Raw genomic sequence first — 2,606 nt, 5'->3', positions numbered from 1 at the left:
TCACCCCCGCCGTCAGCTCACCGCCCAGCTCCAGCGGCACCGAGTCACCGGCGAAGTCCTGCTTCGGTGGCCGCGCGTGGTCGGTGGGCAGCTCCAGCAGCTCCGGCGCGCCCGCGAGCGCCTGCTCCCAGTAGCCGGCCTGCCGCTCCAGCAGCTCGCCCCCCATCCACTTCCGCTCCCAGCCCGCGTAGTCGGCGTACTGCACCGGCAGATCGGGAAGGTTCGCCTCCCTGCCCTGCACGTGGGCGGCGTAGAGCGCGGCGAGCTCGTCGAAGAGCACCCCCATCGACCAGCCGTCGCTGACGATGTGGTGCATGGTGATGAGCAGCACGTGGTCGTCGGCGCCCAGCCGGACCAGGCGCCCGCGGATGAGCGGCCCGCGCTGCAGGTCGAAGGGTGCACGCGCCGCGTCGGACAGCAGCTTTTCGAGCTCCGCCTCGTCCGCCCCACTTAGATCGTATTCATCGAGGGCGAAGCCGCTCCCGTCCACCGGCGCGATCCGCTGCTCGGGAACCCCGTCCACCTCCGCGAAGGTGGTGCGCAGCACCTCGTGGCGGGCGACGATGCGGTCCAGCGCGCCCGCGAGCGCGTCCCGGTGCAGCTCGCCCGTCATCCGCAGGCGCGAGGCGATGTGGTACGTGCTGCCCAGGCCGCCCATCTGCTCCATCACGCACAGCCGCTGCTGGGCGAAGGAAAGGGGGATGGGCCCGCTCCGGTCCACGGGCGTGATCGCCGGCGCCTCTGCCCGCGCGGACGCCGCCAGCCCGCGCGCGAAATCCGCCAGCACGGGCCGGACGAAGAGGTCGCCGACCTCCGCCTGCAGCCCGACCGCCTGCCGCACGCGCGAAACGACCCGCACCGCCAGCAGCGAGTGCCCGCCCAGCGCGAAGAAGTGGTCGCCGCGGCCCACCTGCTCTACCCCCAGCAGGTCCGACCAGATCGCGGCCAGCGCGGTCTCCGTCTCGCCCACGGGCGCCTCGTACGCACGCGCGGCGAAGGCGTCCGCGCCGGGAGCGGGGAGGGCCCGGCGGTCCAGCTTGCCGTTGGGGGTGACGGGAAACGAGTCCAGCCGCACGAGCGCCGCGGGGACCATGTACTCCGGCAGCTGCGCGGACAGATGCGCACGGAGCGCCTCGCTATCCAGCGCCTCGCCCACGAAGTATCCCACCAGCCGCTTGCCGCCGGAGCCGTCGTCCAGCGCGAGCACCACCGCCTCGCGCACGCCGGGGTGGGCTGCGAGCCGCGCCTCGATCTCGCCCGGCTCCACGCGGAAGCCGCGGACCTTTACCTGAAAGTCGCTCCGTCCCAGGTACTCCAGCGTCCCATTGGGGAGCCACCGGCACAGGTCGCCGCTGCGGTACATCCGCGCGCCCGGCTCGCCGAAGGGATCGGGAACGAACCGCTCCGCCGTCAGCCGCGGCCGGCCCAGGTATCCCCGCGCCACCGCCACGCCGCCGATGAACAGCTCGCCGGCCACCCCCACCGGCGCCGGCTCGCCCGCGCGGTCCAGGACGTAGACCGCGGAATTGTGGATCGCCCGGCCGATGGAAACGCGCTCCGCGCCGGGGTCGCACGCCCACTCGGTCACCTCGCCGGATTCCGTCGGCCCGTACTGGTTGAAGAGGCCCACGCGGGGAAGCCGCTCGTGGAACTGCCGCACCAGCGCCGCCGAAACCGCCTCGCCGCTCACCGGGACTCGGAGGAGGCCCGTGCAGCGCGCCGCGTCCGGGTGCTCCAGGAACAGCTGCAGCATCGAGGGGACGAAGTGCGCCACGGTGATCCCCTCGCGGCGGATCGTCTCGGCCAGGTACGCCGGGTCGCGGTGGCCGCCGGGGCGCGCCATCACCAGCCGGGCACCCACCATCAGCGGCCAGAAGAACTCCCAGAACGAGACGTCGAAGGAGAACGGCGTCTTCTGCAGGAGCGCCTCGTGCGGCTGCATCCCGTAGCGGTCCTGCATCCACGCCAGCCGGTTGACGAGGCTGCCGTGCTCCAGCATCACCCCCTTGGGGCGGCCGGTGGAGCCCGAGGTGAACAGCACGTGCGCCAGGCTCCCCGGCCCCACGCCATCCCGGCCGGGATTCGTCGCCGGATCGACCGCCCACGCCTCGTCGGCGGCGAGGTCGAGCACCGGCATGGCGAACCCCGCCGACAGCTCGGCGGCGGTGGCGGCCAGCGGCGGGTGCGTCAGGAGGACGGCCGGGGCGCTGTCCTCGACCATGTCGCGCAGCCGGGCCACCGGGTAGCTGGCGTCGAGCGGCACGTAGGCGCCGCCGGCCTTGAGGATGGCCAGCAGCCCCACCACCATCTCCACGCTGCGCTCCACGCAGATCCCCACCCGCGCGCCGGCGCCCGCGCCGAGCGCGCGGAGGTGGTGGGCCAGCCGGTTGGCCCGCGCGTTCAGCTCTGCGTACGTCACCTGCTGGTCCTCGAACACCACCGCCACCGCGCCCGGGGTGCGCGCCGCCTGGGCCTCGAACAGCTCGTGGACGCATGCCTGGCGCGGGTACGCGGCCTCCGTCGCGTTCCACTCCCGCAGCACCAGGGCGCGCTCGGCTTCGGGGAGGATGGGGATGCGGTCCACGCTCCGGCCGTCGTCCGCCGCC

The 2,606-nt window shown here is 73.9% G+C and carries 1 protein-coding gene; it reads right to left on the bottom strand.

Annotated features, from left to right (window positions below; genetic code table 11):
* Positions 1 to 2,606, bottom strand: a 2,606-nt coding sequence (locus VIB55_RS22070; RefSeq protein WP_331878837.1) for an amino acid adenylation domain-containing protein, incomplete at both ends; no start/stop codon positions are given.

Source organism: Longimicrobium sp. (assembly GCF_036554565.1).
Taxonomy (GTDB): domain Bacteria; phylum Gemmatimonadota; class Gemmatimonadetes; order Longimicrobiales; family Longimicrobiaceae; genus Longimicrobium.
The sequence above is the reverse complement of the archived record's forward strand: the minus strand, read 5'-3'. Positions and strand labels throughout refer to the sequence as shown.